Annotated in this window: 22 protein-coding genes; 12 read left to right on the top strand and 10 right to left on the bottom strand. The window is 64.4% G+C overall.

Features of this window, described 5'->3' with window-relative positions; genetic code table 11:
* The first annotated feature begins 650 nt into the window (after positions 1-650).
* The 4 genes from AC04SF_RS06725 to AC04SF_RS06710 all read left to right on the top strand — a co-directional run bounded on the left by AC04SF_RS06725 (position 651) and on the right by AC04SF_RS06710 (position 2657).
* Positions 651-1100: a universal stress protein gene (locus AC04SF_RS06725; RefSeq protein WP_488477072.1), complete on the top strand. Its 450-nt coding sequence runs from the start codon at positions 651-653 to the stop codon at positions 1098-1100.
* 113 nt (positions 1101-1213) lie between these two features.
* Positions 1214-1771, top strand: coding sequence for a sugar O-acetyltransferase (locus tag AC04SF_RS06720; protein ID WP_488477071.1), 558 nt, complete (start codon positions 1214-1216; stop codon positions 1769-1771).
* Between the two features lie 104 nt (positions 1772-1875).
* Positions 1876-2166 carry a type II toxin-antitoxin system TacA family antitoxin gene (locus AC04SF_RS06715; RefSeq protein ID WP_488477070.1) on the top strand — a complete coding sequence of 97 codons (291 nt, stop codon included), beginning with the start codon at positions 1876-1878 and terminating at the stop codon, positions 2164-2166.
* Positions 2163-2657: a GNAT family N-acetyltransferase gene (locus AC04SF_RS06710; RefSeq protein ID WP_488477069.1), complete on the top strand. Its 495-nt coding sequence runs from the start codon at positions 2163-2165 to the stop codon at positions 2655-2657. The genes AC04SF_RS06715 and AC04SF_RS06710 overlap by 4 nt, the downstream gene beginning before the upstream one ends.
* Positions 2658-2697: 40 nt before the next feature.
* Here the strand turns inward: AC04SF_RS06710 and AC04SF_RS06705 are convergent, their stop codons facing one another.
* Positions 2698-3447, bottom strand: coding sequence for a sulfite exporter TauE/SafE family protein (locus tag AC04SF_RS06705; protein ID WP_488477068.1), 750 nt, complete (start codon positions 3445-3447; stop codon positions 2698-2700).
* Positions 3448-3468: 21 nt separating this feature from the next.
* Positions 3469-3672, bottom strand: a complete 204-nt coding sequence (locus tag AC04SF_RS06700) for a hypothetical protein (protein WP_488477067.1) — start codon at positions 3670-3672, stop codon at positions 3469-3471.
* Between the two features lie 148 nt (positions 3673-3820).
* On the opposite strand from AC04SF_RS06700, the gene AC04SF_RS06695 reads away from it, so the two are divergent.
* Entirely contained in the window at positions 3821-4696 is an 876-nt protein-coding gene (locus AC04SF_RS06695; protein ID WP_488477066.1) for a LysR substrate-binding domain-containing protein, read from the top strand.
* 25 nt (positions 4697-4721) lie between these two features.
* Here AC04SF_RS06695 and AC04SF_RS06690 read toward each other — a convergent pair whose 3' ends face one another.
* Positions 4722-5450, bottom strand: a complete 729-nt coding sequence (locus AC04SF_RS06690; RefSeq protein WP_488477065.1) for an SDR family oxidoreductase — start codon at positions 5448-5450, stop codon at positions 4722-4724.
* 128 nt (positions 5451-5578) lie between these two features.
* Between AC04SF_RS06690 and AC04SF_RS06685 the strand changes: the two genes are divergently transcribed.
* From AC04SF_RS06685 to AC04SF_RS06655, 7 genes are all read left to right on the top strand, one after another.
* Positions 5579-6475, top strand: a complete 897-nt coding sequence (locus tag AC04SF_RS06685) for an AraC family transcriptional regulator (RefSeq protein WP_488477064.1) — start codon at positions 5579-5581, stop codon at positions 6473-6475.
* A gap of 262 nt (positions 6476-6737) precedes the next feature.
* Positions 6738-7238, top strand: coding sequence for an Lrp/AsnC family transcriptional regulator (locus AC04SF_RS06680; protein ID WP_488477063.1), 501 nt, complete (start codon positions 6738-6740; stop codon positions 7236-7238).
* Positions 7235-8395, top strand: a complete 1161-nt coding sequence (locus tag AC04SF_RS06675; RefSeq protein WP_488477062.1) for a saccharopine dehydrogenase family protein — start codon at positions 7235-7237, stop codon at positions 8393-8395. The genes AC04SF_RS06680 and AC04SF_RS06675 overlap by 4 nt, the downstream gene beginning before the upstream one ends.
* Before the next feature lie 94 nt (positions 8396-8489).
* Entirely contained in the window at positions 8490-9278 is a 789-nt protein-coding gene (locus AC04SF_RS06670; protein WP_488477061.1) for an ABC transporter substrate-binding protein, read from the top strand.
* 90 nt (positions 9279-9368) lie between these two features.
* Positions 9369-10040: an amino acid ABC transporter permease gene (locus AC04SF_RS06665; protein ID WP_488477060.1), complete on the top strand. Its 672-nt coding sequence runs from the start codon at positions 9369-9371 to the stop codon at positions 10038-10040.
* Positions 10037-10711 (top strand): amino acid ABC transporter permease, encoded by a 675-nt coding sequence (locus AC04SF_RS06660; protein WP_488477059.1) that lies wholly within the window; start codon positions 10037-10039, stop codon positions 10709-10711. The genes AC04SF_RS06665 and AC04SF_RS06660 overlap by 4 nt, the downstream gene beginning before the upstream one ends.
* A gap of 26 nt (positions 10712-10737) precedes the next feature.
* Complete coding sequence (locus AC04SF_RS06655; RefSeq protein ID WP_488477058.1) at positions 10738-11496, top strand: amino acid ABC transporter ATP-binding protein; 759 nt, start codon at positions 10738-10740, stop codon at positions 11494-11496.
* On the opposite strand, the gene AC04SF_RS06650 is transcribed toward AC04SF_RS06655, so the two are convergent.
* From AC04SF_RS06650 to AC04SF_RS06620, 7 genes are all read right to left on the bottom strand, one after another.
* Positions 11486-11947, bottom strand: a complete 462-nt coding sequence (locus tag AC04SF_RS06650) for a DUF6314 family protein (RefSeq protein ID WP_488477057.1) — start codon at positions 11945-11947, stop codon at positions 11486-11488. The genes AC04SF_RS06655 and AC04SF_RS06650 overlap by 11 nt on opposite strands.
* Before the next feature lie 17 nt (positions 11948-11964).
* Complete coding sequence (locus AC04SF_RS06645; protein WP_488477056.1) at positions 11965-13857, bottom strand: tetratricopeptide repeat protein; 1893 nt, start codon at positions 13855-13857, stop codon at positions 11965-11967.
* Between the two features lie 287 nt (positions 13858-14144).
* The gene (locus AC04SF_RS06640) at positions 14145-15260 is read right to left on the bottom strand and encodes an alkene reductase (RefSeq protein WP_488477055.1); all 1116 of its coding nucleotides are present in this window, start codon (positions 15258-15260) and stop codon (positions 14145-14147) included.
* Between the two features lie 42 nt (positions 15261-15302).
* On the bottom strand, positions 15303-15593 hold the full coding sequence (locus AC04SF_RS06635; RefSeq protein WP_488477054.1) for an ArsR/SmtB family transcription factor: 291 nt from the start codon (positions 15591-15593) through the stop codon (positions 15303-15305).
* A 163-nt stretch (positions 15594-15756) separates the two neighbouring features.
* Positions 15757-16455, bottom strand: coding sequence for an RES family NAD+ phosphorylase (locus AC04SF_RS06630; RefSeq protein WP_488477053.1), 699 nt, complete (start codon positions 16453-16455; stop codon positions 15757-15759).
* On the bottom strand, positions 16449-16859 hold the full coding sequence (locus AC04SF_RS06625) for an MbcA/ParS/Xre antitoxin family protein (RefSeq protein WP_027030275.1): 411 nt from the start codon (positions 16857-16859) through the stop codon (positions 16449-16451). Before AC04SF_RS06625 ends, AC04SF_RS06630 begins: the two co-directional genes overlap by 7 nt.
* A 273-nt stretch (positions 16860-17132) precedes the next feature.
* On the bottom strand, positions 17133-18566 hold the full coding sequence (locus AC04SF_RS06620) for an aldehyde dehydrogenase family protein (protein ID WP_488477052.1): 1434 nt from the start codon (positions 18564-18566) through the stop codon (positions 17133-17135).
* Positions 18567-18624 lie beyond the last annotated feature (58 nt).

Here is an 18624-nt window from a genome sequence, read left to right as displayed (position 1 = left end):
TGAAAGTGTGCGATCCTGGAAGGCTGCATCGGCTGATTGGCAATCGCTTGGTCTGAATTGATAAATTCGAGCGTTGGCGCCGCCCTTCATCTGGCTGCCGCCATCTTCTCCCCGTAAACGGCTACGCCATGCACACATCTTCTGTGATTGACTGGTCAGCCCGAGGCCCGATTGCCACGTGGTTCCCCCAATCCGTCGCTGCTTCGCAGCGCCACCTTTCCCCCTCCGGAGGGAAAGGAAGGGAGCCCCGTTGAAAAAGCGTTGACGGCAAAAAGCTTGGCGCCCTTCCTCTACCCCGTCGATCGGGGGGTCCGAAGGACGGGCGAGACCCGTGGCTCGCCCCGGCAGGTGGCTCGGCGAAGCCGAGACGGAGTGGGGGTCGACCAGCGCAGCACAAGACAATGCATGCGCCAAGCTGAGGAGCGCCGCAAAGCGGACGATAAGCCAATTGCTTGGCTTTCGAGTGACGAATGCCCGGCAGGGCAATGAGGGGCAGCGCCAAGGCCGACCATTGGGCCACCTCCACCCATCCTTGATCCACATGACACTGGCCCTGTGAGGAGCCCGCTGGCACAACTATATCAGGACGAGCCGCACCAAGGCTCCCGCCACCCCGAGGGCACCGCCCTTGCACAACAGGTCAGATCATCATGTACAAACATCTGCTCATCGCCACCGACGGATCGGAACTGGCCGACAAGGGCGTTGCCCATGGCCTCACCCTGGCAAAAGGCATCGGTGCCACCGTCACCTTCGTCACCGTCTCGGAACAATTCCCGATCTTCGCCTGGGGCGGCGCCATGGCCGGCTTTGCCGCCGGCGATGAACTGGCCGTCTACCAGGAAGAGGCGCGCAAATACGGCAAGGAGGTTCTGGCCAAGTGCAAGGCATCGGCCGATGCCGCCGGCGTGTCCGCCGAAGTGGTCCATGTCGAGGACAAACGGCCTGCCGAAGCGATCCTCGAACTGTCGCAGGCGCGAGGCTGCGACCTGATCGTGATGGCCTCGCATGGCCGCCGCGGACTGGGCAAGCTGCTTCTCGGCAGCCAGACGGCGGAAGTGCTGTCCTACACCGCAATCCCGGTGCTGGTGGTTCGGTAAGACGTTCTCCTAGTTGGAACCGGCTTTCGGAATCATGCTCGAATAGACAACCAGGGCGCTCCCGGCGCGGACGCGCCAAAATTCGTTCGGCCGTGCCCGGAGGAAAGCAACGAATGGTCGATGACCGTCACACCAGGATAATCCCCGGAAGAACGGCGGAATCGGCGGCCATGCTGGCAGAGGTCAAGCGGGCGATGGCGATCACCACCCGTCTCAACCGTCTGACGTTCAACGACGCAGCCGAAGTCCGCGCCCTGTTCAGCGACCTCATCGGCAGACAAGTGGATGACGGTTTTCTGCTGATCCCGCCTTTCTACGCGACCGGCGGCGCCGATACCCGCATTGGCCGCAATGTCTTCATCAATCAGAACTGCACGTTTTATGATCTTGGCGGGCTCGACATTGACGACGATGTGCTGATCGGACCGAATGTCAGCCTCATCACCTCAGGCCATCCGCTCGAGCCGGCGCGGCGGCGCGCCTTCACCACCGCAAAGCCGATCGTCATCGAACGCAACGTCTGGATCGCCGCCGGCGCGACGGTCATCGGCGGCGTGACGGTGGGCGAAAACGCCGTCGTCGCGGCTGGCTCGGTGGTGACCAGGGACGTTCCCGCGAACACGCTTGTCGGCGGCAACCCGGCCAGGGTTATCAGGTCGATTGCCGAATGAGGGTGCCCGCAGGTCGGCGTCTCGATGGAGCCTCTGGCTCTCCGATAGATCGTAATGACATTGTCATTACGATCTGCTATGCTTGCGCGAAGAAGGAGCTATCCATGCCGACGTCGCATCATCCGTTGCCGAAGAGCGTTCCGCTCAATATCCGCGTCAAGCCGGAAGTTCGCAACCTGATCGATCGGGCAGCAGAACTACTCGGCAAGAATCGCACCGACTTCATGCTCGAAGCGTCGCAACGCGCCGCTGAGGAAGCATTGCTCAACCGTCTGGTGTTTACCGTCGAGCCGGACGTCTACGCCGCGTTTCTGGCACGCCTCGACGCGCCGCCGCAACCAAACGATCGATTGCGCCGCACGATGACAACAAAGGCTCCCTGGGACGCCGCGTGAGCCTGTCGGCTCCGGTACCGCTCGCCGATCATCACGAACTCGGCGAATTCTCATCGGGCATACCCTCGCTCGACGATTGGCTGAAGAAACGTGCCCGGACCAATCAGGCGGGCGGTGCGTCGCGAACCTATGTGACCTGCGAAGGCAATCGTGCCATCGGCTACTACGCCATTGCCAGCGGTGGCGTGAAGATGGTCGAAGCTCCCGGTCGATTCCGGCGCAACATGCCCGACCCAATCCCGGTTGCGGTGCTGGGCAGGCTGGCGGTCGATCAGGTGCATCACGGTCGGGGCATCGGCCGTGCGCTGGTGAGGGATGCCGGTCTACGAATACTCCAGGCCGCTGAAATCCTGGGGATCCGAGGCATTCTGGTCCATGCGATATCCGAGGATGCCCGGACCTTCTATGTAGCTGTCGGGTTCGAACCTTCGCCGCTCGATCCACTGACACTCATGGTCACGCTCGCTGATGTCAGGGCAAGTTTCGGCTGAGAATTGCCGCGCAGCAAAACCGTCACGGCCGTCCAGGCTCCTAACGCAGCGCCTCCAGCGCGAGATACACCCCCAGCGCCAACAACCCGACAAAGAACACCGTCCGAAACGTCTCGACGCTCATCGCCTGGCGCAGCGCCTGGCCGATGAACATGCCGGCCAGCGCCGGCAGCAGTGCCAGGATCGACCCCATCAGTTGCGCCGTCGGCGACACCAAAGCACCCGCCCGAAACAGGCCGATGGCAAGGGCCGACGTCGAGACGGTGAAGGACAGGCCGAGCGCCTGGATGAGATCTTCCTTCTCCAGCCGCAGCGATTGCAGATAGGGCACTGCCGGGATGACGAAGACGCCAGTGGCGCCGGTGACCAGCCCGGTCGCCACGCCGACCAGCGGCGACATCAGGGCCTCGTGGCGCGCCGGCGTAGCGAAACCAAGCTTGAGCAGGCCGAGAATGGCATAAAGCACCAGCGCTCCGCCAAGCCCTGCCGACGCCGCGCCCGCATGTGCGCCGGCGAGCACCCCTGCCCCGGCGACGGTGCCCAGCATGATGCCGGTCATCATCGTCCACAGCCGCTTGACGAGGCCGCCGAAAGAGGGGCCGGTAAACAACTGCCAGAGGTTGGTGACCAAGGACGGGATCAACAGCAAGGCGGCGGCCTCGGCCGGCGGCATCGTCACCGCCAGCAATCCCATCGCCACGGTCGGCAGCCCCATCCCGACCACGCCCTTGACGAAGCCCGCGGCGAGAAAGACGGCACCGATCCAGGCCGCGATCCCGGCACTCAGCATGACCGCACCTTCACTACGCGATCAGTCATGCAGCAGCATGTCCGTCGCGTCGGCATCGGGTCTGGGTTTCGCCGGCGCGGCATCGGGGCTGGTTGAAGCCGCCCTTGTCGTACATCCCCGCAACCCGGGCTGCGGCTGCGCCATGGCAAGCGTGGCCACGGCAACGGCCAGCACGATCGCCGCGCTTTCAAGGATGCCAAACCGGCCTGGTGCTTTGTCGCTCATCGCATATCTCCGTCGTAAACGATTTGACGGACATGCGGCTCGCGCACAATGTGGAAGTTGCGCTGTCAGCCTTCGGCCAGGACGAAGGCTGTTGTAGGGAGTCAGCCGGCTTTCCGAACTGCCGGATTGTTTTGCAGGGAACTAAAAGATGCGCTTCGATCTCACCGATCTCCGGCTGTTCCTGCTGGTGGCCGAGCGCGGCAGCATCACCCATGGCGCCGAACTCGCCGGGCTGGCGCTGGCTTCCGCCAGCGCCCGCATCAAGGGCATGGAGGAGCGGCTCGGCGCGCCGCTTTTGGAGCGCCGCCGCCGCGGCGTGGTGCCGACGGCCGCCGGCCAGGCGCTGCTGCACCATGCGCGCGCCGTGCAGAACCAGATCGAAGCGATGGCCGGCGATCTCGGCGCCTATGCCGGCGGCCTGCGCGCCCGCGTGCGGCTGATGGCCAACACCGCCGCCACGGCCGAGCTGCTGCGCGACATCCTGCCCGCCTTCCTGGTGGCGCATCCCGGCATCGACATCGATCTCGACGAACGCCCCAGCCACGAGATCGCCGAGGCGGTGGCGAGCGGCGCCGCCGATCTCGGCATCGCCGCGACCTGGGCCGGTCTTGCGCATCTCGAGCAAAGACCGTTCTTCATCGACCGGCTGGTGGTGATCACCGCGCGGAACTGGCCGGGCCTCTCCGGCCTGCATGCCGTCAGCCTCGCCGACATCCTGAGCGAATCCTTTGTCGGTCTCAGCCTCGGCCATGCGCTGCAGGAGCATATCACCCGCCAGGCCGCCCGGCTTGGCGGCCATCTGCACATCCGCATCCGCGTGCCCGGCCTCGACAATGTCTGCCGGCTGGTCGCGCAAGGCGCCGGCATCGCCATCGTCCCGGAAAGTGCGGCGCGCCGCTCGGCCCGCACGCTACGCAGCCTGCGGCTGACCGACGACTGGGCGACCCGCCAGCTCAATTTGTGCGCCCGCAGCTTCGACGAGCTGACGCCGCAAGCGAAATTGCTGGCCGCGTCGCTAGGTTGAGCCGAAACGGGCCGCTTGCCGGGTCTCACCAGGGCAACGGACCCTCATCGTAGAAATAGCCGCCGGTCGGACCGTTCTCATCCAGGGTCGCCAGGCGAACAATGATCTCGGCCGCCTGCCCCACCGTGCGGTAGCCACTGTGTCCGTTGAAGTCCGTCGCGGTATAGCCGGGATCGGCCGAATTGACCTTGATGCCCGCCGCGGCAAGCTCCTTCGAGAAGGCAACGGTGGCGGCGTTGAGCGCCGTCTTGGAGCTGTTGTAGCCAAGGATATTGATCGAATAAAATTCACTGGCCGGATCGGTCAAGCCCCCGAGTGACCCCAGTCCGCTGGAAACCATCACCACATTGGCGCGCGGAGCTGCCTTGAGCAGCGGCAGGAAGGCCTGAGTGGTGCGGATCGGGCCAAACACATTGACCTCGTAGACATCCTTGATGATGGTTATGGGCTCTTCGCTGGGAGCGAGCATCGAGCCGAGGACGCCGGCATTGTTGACCAGCACATCGAGACGTCCGTCCTCCTGCAAAACGCGCGTGGCGGCCGCCTCGACGCTGGCGTCGCTGGCGACATCGATATCCAGCACGCGCACGTCATGGCCCTTCTGCCTGAGCTCGGCTGCCGCCGCTTCGCCGCGCTCCCTGTCGCGGCTGCCCAGCCAAACCCTGTAGCCGGCTTCGCCCAGCCGGCGCGCGGTTTCGTAGCCGATGCTCTTGTTGGCGCCGGTCACCAATGCTGTCTTGTCGGTCATTTCCATCTCCAGTTTGATCCGTCTGCGGCAGAGATGGGGCGGACCACTGGCCGCCGCGTGCCGAAAACTGGTGAGTTCTTGCCTATTCCTGCCTGGAGCTTGATTGCCGGCCGCGCCGATGCGATCTACAGGCTGTGATGAAATCGCTCGACGACCTCAAAGCGCTGGTGATGCGCCATGCGCGCGGCAAGCTGACCGAAACCGGCATTCCCCGCGTCGCCATCATGAAGGGCGAGGCGACGACCGGGCCGTTGCTCGGGCTCTACGACCCAAGGCTTTGCCTGGTCCTGCAGGGCGCCAAATCCGTCATGATCGGCGATCAGCTGCTGCATTACGATGCCGGCCGCTACTTCATCGCCGCGGTCGAGGTGCCGGCCGTCGGCAAGGTTGTGCAGGCCAGCCCGCAACATCCCTACCTCTCGGTCAGCCTGGCCTTCGACACCACGCTCATCGCCTCGCTACTGCTCGACATGCCGCCCGTTGCCGAGGCGCCGATCGGCCATGGCTTTGCCGTTAGCCGGGCCGACAAGGCGCTGGTCGATGCGTGGCTGCGCATGATCGAGCTCATCGATCATCCGGCCGAAATCCCTGTGCTGGCGCCGTTGCTCGAACGCGAAATCCTGTTTCGGCTGCTGCAGGGACCGCAAGGCGCCATGCTGCGCCAGATTGCCGGCGCCGACAGCCGCCTGTCGCAGATTCGCCGCGCGCTGGGCTGGATCCGCGACCACTATGCCGAACCGTTCCGCGTCGAGGATCTCGCCCGGACAGCCGGCATGAGCGCTTCGGTGTTCCACCGCCACTTCAAGGCGGTCACGGCGATGACGCCGATCCAGTACCAGAAGCGCATCCGCCTCAATGAAGCGCGCCGGCGCCTGCTCGCCACGTCAGGCGATGCGGCCGGCGCCGCCTTCTCCGTCGGCTACGAAAGCGCGTCCCAGTTCAGCCGTGAATATGCCCGCCTGTTCGGTGCGCCGCCCCTGCGCGATATCGGTCGCCTGCGCGCCACGCCCGAGCCCACCGAGCTCGCCTGACCCTCTTGAATTCGAAGATGCAAAAGTAAAGCGGGAAGACCCCGCCCTCCTAGCCTTTGCACCGCGCCCCGAGGCCGGCCCGTGCGGCGGCTTCGATAGGTCCACCACCAAGCGCTTTGTCCCGCCTACCTGCATGGATGAGGAGATGGTCGTGACTCTGAGGCGACACAGGCCTTGCTGATATTAAAAATTGCCCATAAGGTATTTTTCACATAAGAAAGAAAAATCTGCTCATTTATCTCATTTATGAAAGACAGGGCTTTTGCGGGAACATCTCGATCTGACCGATCGGCGGCTGGTCAAACAGCTGTCGCAGGACGCGCAGCCGGGCATCAACCGGCTCGCCGAGATCTTGGCGATTTCGGTGCCGACGGTGCGCTCGCGCCTGCGCAACCTGCTCGACCGCAATCTGCTCAAGATCGTCGGGCTGCTGAACCTCACCGAGCGGCCCGAGCTGATCTCGGCCATTGTCGGCATCAATGCCCAGGGACGCGGCCGGGCCCGCGAACTGGCGCAGCGCATTTCCGAACTGCCCTTCGTCAACTCGGCTTCGGTGGTCACCGGGCGCTTCGACATCATCGTCGACGTGACGGTGGCCGGTGACGTCGCCGACCTCTACCGCGTCACCAGCGAGCTGATCCCCGGCGCCGGCGAGCCGGGCGAGGTCGTGCGCAGCGAGACCTTCGTCGTCATGGCGTCCTGCAACAAATGGGTCAGCCTGCCCGAAGGCTGCTGGTCTGATGATCGCAAGGAGCCGGTATGAAGATCGCTGTTCTCGGTGGCCTCGGCCTGCAAGGCCGGGCGGCCATCGCCGATCTCGTCGCCAGTGGTGTCGAGGAGGTGATCTGCGTCGATACCGCGCCGGACGGCGCGGCCCGGCTGGCTGATCTGACCGACCTTTCCCGCGTGCGCTTCGTGGTGCCCGAGGGCTCAATCGGCCCGGCGCTTGCCGATGTGCTGGCCGATGCCGACGCCGTCATCGATTTGTTGCCGCAGCCGCTGATGCGCGAGGCAGTGCAAGCCGCCATCGCCACCCGCACGCCGCTGGTCACCACCAATTACGGCAAGGCCATCGCCGATCTGGCGCCGGAAGCCGAACGGGCCGGCGTGTCTGTTATGACCGAGTGCGGGCTCGACCCCGGCATCGACCTCGTGCTCTACGCCCGCGCCGCAAGGCAGTTCGACACCATCACCGCGATCGATTCTTATTGCGGCGGCATCCCCGAACCGAAAGCGATGGCCAAGCCGCTTTGCTACAAGGTGAGCTGGAACTTCGACATGGTCCTGGTCAGCCAGAACCGCGACAGCGTGATGATCGAGGACGGCAAGCGCGTCGAAGTGCCCGCCGCCCGCCAGCATGACAGTTCTTTCATCCACGAGATCGAGGTTGCCGGCCTCGGCCGGCTGGAAGCCTTCCCCAATGGCGATGCGCTGCATTATGTCGAGATGCTTCCCGCGGCAGAAGGGCTGCGCCGCTCCGGCCGCTACACGCTGCGCTGGCCGGGATGGTCGGCCTTCTGGGCGCCGCTGAAGGAGCTTGGCTTCCTCTCGGAAGACAAGGTGCCCGGCACCTCCAGCAGCCCGCGCGAATTCCTCGGCCGGCTGCTCGGGCCGCAACTGCAATATGGCCCCGGCGAAAAGGACCTTTGCGTGATGCGCAATGTCTTTTCCGGCCTCGAAGGCGGCCGGACCAAGACCGTGACATCCGATCTGGTCATCGAGCGCGACCTGGCGTCGGGCCTGTTCGGCATGAGCCTCGGTGTCGGCTACCCCGCCAGCATCGTGGCGCAGATGCTGGCGCGGCGCGACATCAGCAAGGCCGGCCTGCTCAACCCGCTGCTCGACGTGCCCGACGAAGCCTTCTTCGACGAACTGGCCAGGCGCGGCATCATGGTTGCCGAGACCGTGGCCTGGGACTGAGGATTTTCGAACGGCCCGCCGGCAAAAGGCGCCGCCGCTCAAAAAAGCGCCCAAGGGAAGCCGCGGGCAAACAACAACAGGGAGGAATACCAGAATGAAGATTGCCAGACTTTTCATCGCCGGACTTGCGCTTGCTGGACTCGCCACCGCGGCCAGCGCCGGAACACTCGACGAAATCACCAAGCGCGGCGAACTGCGTGTTGCCGTGCAGACACAAGGACCGCCCTTCTCGCTGGTCGGCGCCAATGGCGAACGCACCGGCAGTTCGGTTGAACTGGCCGAGCTGATGGCCAAGGAAATGGGCGTCAAAATCAAATTCCTCGACTTCGACTGGGACGGCCTGATCCCGGCGCTCTTGTCCGGCAAGGCCGACCTTCTGGTCGCCGACATGACGCCGACGCTGGCGCGCGGCATGAAGGTCGCCTTCACCACGCCCTACATGTACACGGGCAGCACCGTCTTCACCAAGGCCGACAGCAAGTTCAAGACCACCGAGGACTGCAAGGCCAAGGGCACCAAGATCGCTGTTCTGCTGGGCGCCACCGGCGAGAAGGAAGCCAAGGCCGCCTTCCCCGATGCCGACATCAAGAGCTACAAGGGCGGCGGCCCGCTGCTGCTCGACGCCGTCAACAACGGCCAGGCCGATTGCGGCGTCAACGACGTCTCGGCGGTCAAGGGCCAGCAGACGGCCTATCCGGCCGGCACCTTCACCATCATGCCGGACTTGCTGTCGAAGGAGCCGCTGGCCTTCGCCACCCGCTATGACGAACCGGACCTTTTGGTGTGGATGAACCTGTTCCTCAACCAGGTCTCGATCGACGGCCGCCTGCAGAAGAACCTCGACTACTGGGTCAATTCCGACGCCTGGAAGAAGGATCACTAAGCAGCGATAGATCTCGACGGTTTCGCGCGCGCTCCGGCGGCGCGAGACCGTTCGGAATTCGCTTCGTCCGTCTCGAGGACACGCCCAGCGATGCTCGAAAATTTCAGCTTCCGCACCATCGTCGAATATCTGCCGCTGTTCGGGCAGGGCCTGGTCACGACAGTCTGGCTGTCGGCGATCTCCTTTGTCGGCGCGCTTGTCGTCGGCATCGTGCTGTGCGCCATGAATTTGCAGCGCGGCTGGCTGTTTCGCGCGCCGGCCAAGGCCTATATCGACGCCGTGCGCGCCACGCCCTTGTTGGCACAGCTCTATTTCCTCTATTTCGGCCTGCCCCGGCTCGGCTTCATTCTGCCCGAGCTTGTCGTCGGCATCCTCGCTCTGTCGCTGAACAGCGGCGCCTATGTCGCTGAAATCATTCGCGCCGGCATCCTGTCGATCCCGCGCGGCCAGGTCGAAGCCAGCGTCGCCTCGGGCATGACCTATGTCCAGCGCATGCGCCTGGTCGTGTTGCCGCAAGCCTTCAAGGTGACGATCCCGCCGCTGCTCGGCCAGGCGATCGTGCTGGTCAAGGATTCCGCCCTGCTGTCGCTGATCTCTGTCGCCGAACTGACCCGCGCCGGGCAACTGCTCGCCTCCGACCGCTTCATGCCGGCGGAAGGCTTTCTTACCATCGCCGCTTTCTACCTGCTCCTCTACTATTGCCTGAAGGGACTGGCGGGCCTCTCCAGCCGCTGGCTCGGCACAGCGGGGGCGCGGACATGATCTGGCAACAATTCCTCAGCCTCGCCGGCTCCTATCCCCTCGCCTTGCGCGGCCTCGGCATGACCGTGGTGTTGTCGCTGATCAGCCTGGTGCTGGGCACGCTGCTCGGCTTCGGCCTCGGCATCTTGCGCACCGGCGGCAACCGGCTGATCTCGAGCGTCATCGGCGCCTGGGTCGACCTGATCCGCGGCACGCCGTTCCTGGTGCAGATCTTCCTGATCTTCTTCATCCTGCCGGAATTCGGCATCGAGCTCGACGCCTTCACCGCCGGCATTATCGCGCTGACCAATCTCGCCGCCTGCTTCATCTGCGAGATCGTCGCCGCCGGCATCCGCTCGGTGCCGACCGGCCAGGTCGAGGCGGCGCTGGCGTCCGGCCTGTCGAGCTGGCAGCGCATGCGCCAGGTAGTGCTGCCGCAGGCGATGCGTATCGTACTGCCGCCACTGGTCGGGCAATATGTGCTGCTGATCAAGGATTCCTCCGTCGTCTCGGCGATCGGGCTGACCGACCTCACCCGCGTCGGCTGGCTGGTGGTGCAGCGTGTGCCGAACGGGCTGCTGGTCTTCTTCCTGGTCGGCGTCGGCTATTTCATCGTCTGCTATCCCTTGATCATGCTGGCCCGCCGGCTCGAACGCCGCATGGGCGCGGCGCATGGCGAGGTGCAGCTGTGACAGCGAACCCTAGAGGGCCAGAAAGCATGACCAAAACCGGCCCAGCCAAAACCGGCATGATCGACTTTCGCGGCGTCAACAAATGGTTCGGCGCGTTGAACGTGCTGAAGGACATCACGCTCAGCGTCGAGCCGCGCCAAGTGGTCGTCGTTTGCGGTCCGAGCGGCTCGGGCAAGAGCACGCTGATCCGCTGCATCAACGGCTTGGAGACGATCAAGGACGGCGACCTCGTCGTCGACGGCCAGCGCCTCGGCGACCCCGCCACCAACATGACGCAGCTGCGCACCGAGATCGGCTTCGTCTTCCAGTCGTTCAACCTCTACCCGCACAAGACCGCGCTCGAAAACGTCACGCTCGCTCCCATCCATGTCCGCAAGATCCCGCGCGCCGAGGCCGAAAAGGCCGGCCGCGACCTGCTGGCCAAGGTCGGCCTCGCCGACAAGGTCAACGCCTATCCGGCGCAACTCTCCGGCGGCCAGCAGCAGCGCGTGGCGATCGCGCGCTGCCTCGGCATGCGGCCGAAAATCATGCTGTTCGACGAGCCAACCTCCGCCCTCGACCCCGAGATGATTTCCGAAGTGCTCGACGTCATGGTGGCGGTGGCCGAGGAAGGCATGACCATGATGGTGGTGACGCATGAGATGGGCTTTGCCCGCAAGGTCGCCCAGCGCGTCGTGTTCATGGACGCCGGCGCCATCGTCGAAAGCGGCACGCCCGACGAATTCTTTTCACATCCGAAGACCGACCGCAGCCGCGCTTTCCTGAGCAAGATTCTCAGGCATTGAAGCGCTGAAACCACCCAAGGCTCGCATAATTCTTGCGCGGGCCTTTGACGCGCCACGCCTCGGCCCATTCGTCGGCCCCGCGAAAGAAGAAGCGCCCGACATAGAGATCGGCGCCGCAGAGATGGCGCACGGTCTGCGCCGCCTCCGGCCCGATTTCGATGAAGTCGCGGCCGTCGGCATGCAGGATGCGCATCGAACCCTCGCCCGGCTCGAGCCGGTAGCGCCGGCTTGCCGGCATTTTGTGGGCGCCGATCCGCATGAGCCCATGCTCGGTGAAGGCATCTTCCGTGACCACGGCGTCGCCGGCGAAGCGGTGGGTCGCGCCGGTCAGGAAGTCGATCATCGTGCGGCGGACTTTCCAATCGCCGACGAAGCTGTCTCCCTTCCCTGCCCGGCCGACGGGATCGACCGCACGTCTTCGGTAAAATGCCGCGGAGCGGTGCGTGTCCATCAAACAATGAACCGCTCTCACGGCGCCTTGCCCATGGCGCGCAGCGCGTTGGTGGCGGCGGTGTACTCGATGAAATCCCGAGGACAGCCGCCGAGCGCGAGCCGGTAGAGCCGCAAGGCCTCGTCGTCGCGATGCTGCAGCCGCTGGAATTCGGCGATGTAGAAATTCGCCTCGCAGACCTGTTCGCTTTTCTTCGTCGCGTCCGGATTGTCGGCGTCGAGGAGCGTGGCCCCCGGCGTCTGCTGGCCGAGCAGCAGACGGACCACCGCCGCCGGCCATTGGGTCATGTCGAGCTTGGCGTCCGCAAGGATGCTGGGCTGCCCGTCGCGGCGCCTCGCAAGATCGAGCCAGATCGCGTTGTAGGAATCCCCAGGCTTTATCCCGGCCGCCTGCTCGAAGTCGGCCCGCGCCTTGGCGGGCGGGCCGAAATAGAAGCTGACAATGCCCCGATCCCGGTAGGCGTTCGCATTTTTCGGGCTGAGGCGGATCGCTTCACCATAATCGGCCAGGGCGCTAGCATAGTCGGCCTTGTAGACCATCGCCAGGCCGCGCGTGTCGTAGGCGCGGGCGCTTTTGGGTCGGATGCGGATCGCCTGATCGAGATCTGCGATGGCCTTGGCATAGTCCGCCTTGTAGATCCAGCTGCGGCCCCGGCCGACATAGGCGCCGGCATCCTCTGGGTCGCGACTGATGGCCTGGTCGAAGTCGGCCATGGCGTAGTCGAACTGACCCTTCCGGTTCCAGGCATTGCCCCGGTTCCGGTAGGCGCTGGCGAATGCGGCGTCGGTCAGGATCGCCATATTGTAGTCGGCGATGGCAAGATCGTACTGGTTCTTGTCCATCCGCACGAGCCCCCTGCCATTATAGGCCTGCGCATATTTCGGATCGATGATCACGGCCTGGTCGAAGGCCGATATGGCACGGTCAAGGTCGCCCTTATCCCACCACGCCTGGCCTAGATTGTCGTAAGCCAGCGCATAGTTAGGATCGAGGGCGGTTGCCTTGACATAGTCAACGATGGCGCGGTCGGGCTCATGTTTCAGCGCCCACACCCAGCCGCGGTTGTTGTAAGCCACCGCATCGTTCGGAGCGACGGCGATCGCCTGATCGTAATCCGCGATGGCATGGTCGTAGTCCCGTTTACGCTCCCAGACGATGGCACGGTTGCGGAACGTCTCGGCGTCGCCGGGATCGAGCCTGATCGCCTCGGTATAGTCCGACAGGGCCTGATCCGTGTCGCCCTGCTTGACCCAGGCGTCAGCTCGCCAGCGATAGGCATCGACATGCTTCGCGTCGAGGCTGATCGCCTGGCTGTAGTCCGCTATGGCGCGTTCCGGATTGCCCTTGGAGGTCCAGGCCAGCCCGAGGTTGAAATACTGATCGGGATTCTCGGGATCGAGAAACACCGCCTGGCTGTAGCTGGTGATGGCGCTGTCATAATCGCCCTTGCGCAGATACGCGTTGCCAAGAAGGTTGTAGACATCGCTGGTTTGCGGTTCGAGACTGATCGCCTTGCTGAAATCGGCGATCGCGCGGTCTTCGTCGCGCTTCTGGCTGTGCCAGACCAGGCCCCGGTTGGCATAGGCAAGGGAAAATTGCGGATTGAGCTCTATCGCCGTGCCGTAGTCGGCGAGCGCCCGGTTATAATCCTTCTTGTGGCTCCAGCTCAGGCCACGATTGTTGAAGGCATCGGCGCCCTTGGGATCGAGCTCGATCGCCTTGTCGTAATCCGATATGGCGCGGTCGTATTCGCCGGTCGCGTCGAACGCGTTGCCGCGATCGAAATAGACAATGGCCTGGTCAGTCGGCAACGTCGCCTTGTCCTCCAGCACATTGGTGCAGGCAACGATCCGGTTGGCGCCGTCAAGTTTGTCGTTGGCGCAATCATCCATGCGGCTGTCGGCGGTCATGGCGGGAGCGCCGAGTGCGAACAGGATGGCAGCGCCAGCCAGAGTCCGCCGCGCCCCCGCAGCCAATCGCGGAAATCTATGAAGCATCATGTCAGCAGAATCTGGATCACACTTGCGGATTGTCAGCCTTATGCCGACTTGATCAGGCAAATTCTTGATCGCCGCAAGTCACCGCATAAAAGAAATCCGGTCGTGGATCAGCACACCAGACCAGCTCCCCTACATGGGGAGCCGGCTGCTTACGCTTGTGGGCAGGCGACAGAGCAAGCTGTCGCCGATGAGCGGGCTCAGGCTGCCGTCGGATAATCCGTATAACCCTTGGCGTCGCCGCCATAGAACGTCGCCTTGTCCGGATCGTTCAGTCCGGCATTGCGCTTCAGCCGGCTGACGAGGTCGGGATTGGCGATGAACAGCTTGCCGAACGCGACAAGGTCGGCATAGCCGTCCCCGACCGCCTTTTCGGCCAGTTCCTTGTCATAGCCATTGTTGACCAGCCAAGCACCGTTCCCACCGGCCTTGCGATAAGTGGCCTTCAGTTCTGCGTAGTCGAACGGCCTGTCGCCCTGGCTGAAGTCGCGCGCGCCGCCGGTCGCGCCTTCGACGATATGGACGTATGCCAGGCCGCGGCTGCCCAGGCCCGCCACCACCTGGTTGAACAGCGGCTGCGGATCGGCATCCGACGTGTCGTTGGCGGGCGTCACCGGCGACAGCCTGATCCCGGTCCTGCCGGCGCCGACGGCGCCCGTGACCGCGTCGACCACCTCGAACAGGAAGCGCGTCCGGTTCTCGATCGAGCCGCCATACTCATCGGTGCGATGATTGGTGCCCGAGCGCAGGAACTGGTCGATGAGATAGCCATTGGCGCCATGGATCTCGACGCCGTCGAAACCCGCCACCTCGATCGCCGCCTTGGCCGCGCGGCGGAAATCCTCGACGATGCCGGGAAGTTCGGCAGCCTCGAGCGCGCGCGGCTCGGAGGTCTCGGCGAACTCGCCGCTGCCATCCGGCTTGACCAGGAACGTCTTGGAGTTTGCCCTGATCGCCGACGGCGCCACCGGCTTGCCGCCGCCGGGCTGCAGCGTGGTGTGCGAGATGCGTCCGACATGCCAGAGCTGGACCACGATCTTGCCGCCGCCCTTGTGAACGGCGTCGGTGACGCGCTTCCAGCCGGCAAGCTGATCCGCGCCATAGAGGCCGGGCACGTTGGCGTAGCCCTGGCCCTGATGGCTGATGGCGGTGGCCTCGGTCACGATTAGACCGGCCGTCGCGCGCTGGCTGTAATAGGTCACGGAGAGGTCGCCGGGCACCGCATTGGGCGAGCGATTGCGCGTCAGCGGCGCCATGACGATGCGGTTCGCCAGCGTGAGATCGCCGGCCCGTAAGGGATCAAAGAGGGTAGTCATGAGAAATGCCTTTCATGCATTTTGGGGAACGGGGGAGGATCGTCAGAGATCGGACAAGGCGGCCTGGAAGGCGGCGATGGTTTCTTCGTTGCGCTTGTAGAACACCCATTGGCCGACCCGCCGCGTCGTCACCAGGTCGGCCGAAGCCAGTGTCGCCAGATGCGCGGAGACACTGGACTGCGCTAGGCCGCGATTGTCGAACTGGCTGGCGCAGACGCCCATTTCGAGCGGATGCGCCTGCGCGGCGAAGTGCCGTTCAGGCTCCTTCAGCCACGCCAGGACATCGCGTCGAAACGGATGCGCCAGTGCCTTCAATATGATGTCGTGGTCCATCTTCACCTCGCATCGATCTCCACCGATATATAGATCGGGTGAAGACGATATGGCAGGAAATCCATGCCATTCTTGGGGGTGATCGGAGCATGGCGCTCTCTGAACACCGTAAGAAACCGGAATCTCGCCGGGCGCGAGCCCAGCGAATGCTGCCGCTATCTCGTCAGGTGACCGAAAGCACCTTGCCTGTATCGTGCTGGCGCACGAAATCCACACGCTTGCCGTCCCAGTGGTATGAGTAGTGCCGGCCCTGCACCGGAACGGTGATGACGTCGGGCCAGAAGATGCCGATGCATTGGCCCCCCGGCATGCGCACGCTGTTCCACAACAACCCGTCGCTGCCAGCCGCCCGCAGCGCCCGCCCCTCCGCCTGCGAGGCGGTGTAGTCGTCGGGGTCGAGCACGCCGGGCACGGCGTTGACGTCATCGAGGTCGCGGTCGACGCTGCCGATCAGCACGCGGAAGTCAGCCGTCCAGCCCGGATCCTCGCTGGTGGCGCGCATGAAGTTCTGGTGGTGGTGGATGGTTTCGGCGAGCGCCACGTCCTCGCTGTCGCCGGCATAATAGAGGCCGTAGCTGCCATCGGAAAAACGGCCGGGCCGCAGCGTCGAACAATGCACGAAGGGCGCCATGACGAAGCTGGCGCCGGGGCCGGACACCCGCCTTGCCGCCGCCACCTTGCCGAGGTCGCCGATCTCGAGCCTTATGCGCGGGTTGGTCTTCTCCTCCACCGAGGCCAGCGCCTCCCAGTCGCGCGGATCGGCAATGTCCTCGAACAGGTCGATCGGCGGATGGATGGAGCGGATGATGCGGAAAGTCTGGTGCCAGTGGACGCGGCGCCAGACCGCAAGCCCACTCACCATGCACCACGCTCCGCATCGAGCCATTCGCGCATGGCGGCAAGGTCGGAGATTTCGCCGCGCAGCATCAGGTCGAGCGCCGACTGGCCGCCGAACGTGGCATTGGGCTTGCGGATCCAGGCATAGCCGCGCGCCGGTTCGGTGAAGAGATAGCGCAGGCCCTTATGGATGCCCATCAGATGCGCCATCCGGGTGCGCAGGTCGCGGTCGATCCGGCCAATGCCGCCTTCTTTCCAGCGCGCCCAGGTGCGCGCCGACATGCCGCCGAGCAGGATGCAGGCCTCCAGGTCTGTCAGGTTCCACGCCTTGAACAGATTGACCGTGGTGCGCGCCAGCGCCCCGGCCTCTTCTTCCGAAATGGCTGACCCGACCGTGGCCGGCGTGGTGACGATGGACTGAAGCTGCATGTTTGCTCACCTCTGCTATTGGCAAAGATATAGCATGTATTTGCCAATTGGCAAGGATGAGGCGAGAGAGGCGATCCACGTTCCCCCTTGTGGGGGAAGGTGGATCGGCGCGTAGCGCCGAGACGGATGAGGCTGTTCCAGCGAAGTGAGGCGTTGGCGACTTCGTGTTGGCGCAAGGCTTGAGGTTTCGCCAAGCTGGAGCACCCCTCATCCGTCTTGCCGCTGCGCGGCAATCCACCTTCTCCCACAAGGGGAGAAGGAAAACCGTCGCGCTTACTCCGCCGCCTCATACCCCGCAATGCCCTTGATCTCGAGGAAATCCTCGAGGCCATACTCGGCGTATTCGCGGCCATTGCCCGACTGCTTGTAGCCGCCGAAGGGCAGGCCGGCGTCCCAGGTCGGATAGTTGATATAGACATTGCCGGAGCGCATGCGCGCCGCGACGTCGCGCGCCTTCTGGATGTCCTTGGCCTGGATGTAGGAGGCAAGCCCGTAGACGGTGTCGTTGGCCTGCTCGACAGCCTGTTCGACCGTGTCGTAGGGCAGGATCGCCAGCACCGGCCCGAAGATCTCTTCGCGCGCGATGCGCATGTCGTGCGTAACGTCGGCGAACACCGTCGGCCTGACATAGTAGCCGCGGTTGAGTTCGGCCGGGCGGCCGGGGCCGCCGGCGACCAGCGTCGCACCTTCGTCGATGCCGGCCTGGATCAGGTCCTGGATCTTGTCGAACTGGATCTGGCTGACGACAGGGCCAAGCTTGGTGTTGGCGCCGTCGGCCGGGCCGACCACGAACTTTTCCGCTGCCGCCTTGGCATAACCCGCCGCTTCGTCATGGCGGTCGCGCGGCACGAACATGCGGGTCGGCGCATTGCAGGACTGGCCGCTGTTGCCGAAGCAGCCGGCGACACCCTTGGTGACGGCGCGGGCGAGGTCGACATCCGGGAACAGGATGTTGGCCGACTTGCCGCCCAGTTCCTGATGCACGCGCTTGACCGTGTCGGCGGCGGCCTTGGCCACCAGTATGCCGGCGCGGGTCGAACCGGTGAACGACATCATGTCGACGTCGGGATGGCTGGACAGCGCCTGGCCGACGCCGGGGCCGTCACCATTGACGAGGTTGAACACGCCTTTCGGCACGCCGGCCTCGTCGATGATCTCGGCGAAGATGATGGCATCGAGCGGCGCGATCTCCGACGGCTTCAGCACCATGGTGCAGCCGGCGGCGAGTGCCGGGCCGACCTTGCAGGTGATCTGGTTCAGCGGCCAGTTCCACGGCGTGATCAGGCCGACGACGCCGATCGGCTCCTTGACGATCAGCGAGGACCCTTTGACATGGCGGAACTGGAACGTCTTCAGCGTCTCCGCCATCTTCTCCAGATGCGCCTGGCCGACGCCAACCTGGCTGTCGAGCGCCATCTGGCGCGGCGCGCCCATCTCGCGCGACACGGCGAGCGCCAGGTCCTTGGAGCGCTTCTTGTAGACCGCGATGATGCGGTTGAGGATATCGAGGCGCTCTTCCACCGAGGTGAACCCGAACGAATTGAAGGCGCGCTTGGCAGCGGCCACCGCCTTGTCGACATCGGCCTTGGAGCCGAGCGATATCTGCGCGAAGGCGTCCTCGGTCGACGGATCGATGACGTCGAGCGTGCTGGGGACGACAGGATCGACCCACGCGCCGTCAATATAGAACTGCAGATTGTGTGACATGGTTTTCTCCTTGGGGGGCGCCGCATGGCCGTTCCGGCCGTCATATCCAGTCAGAAAT

This window comes from Mesorhizobium sp. CNPSo 4671, from assembly GCF_057784245.1.
Note: the sequence above shows the minus strand (reverse complement) of the source record. Positions and strands in the feature narration are given on the sequence as shown.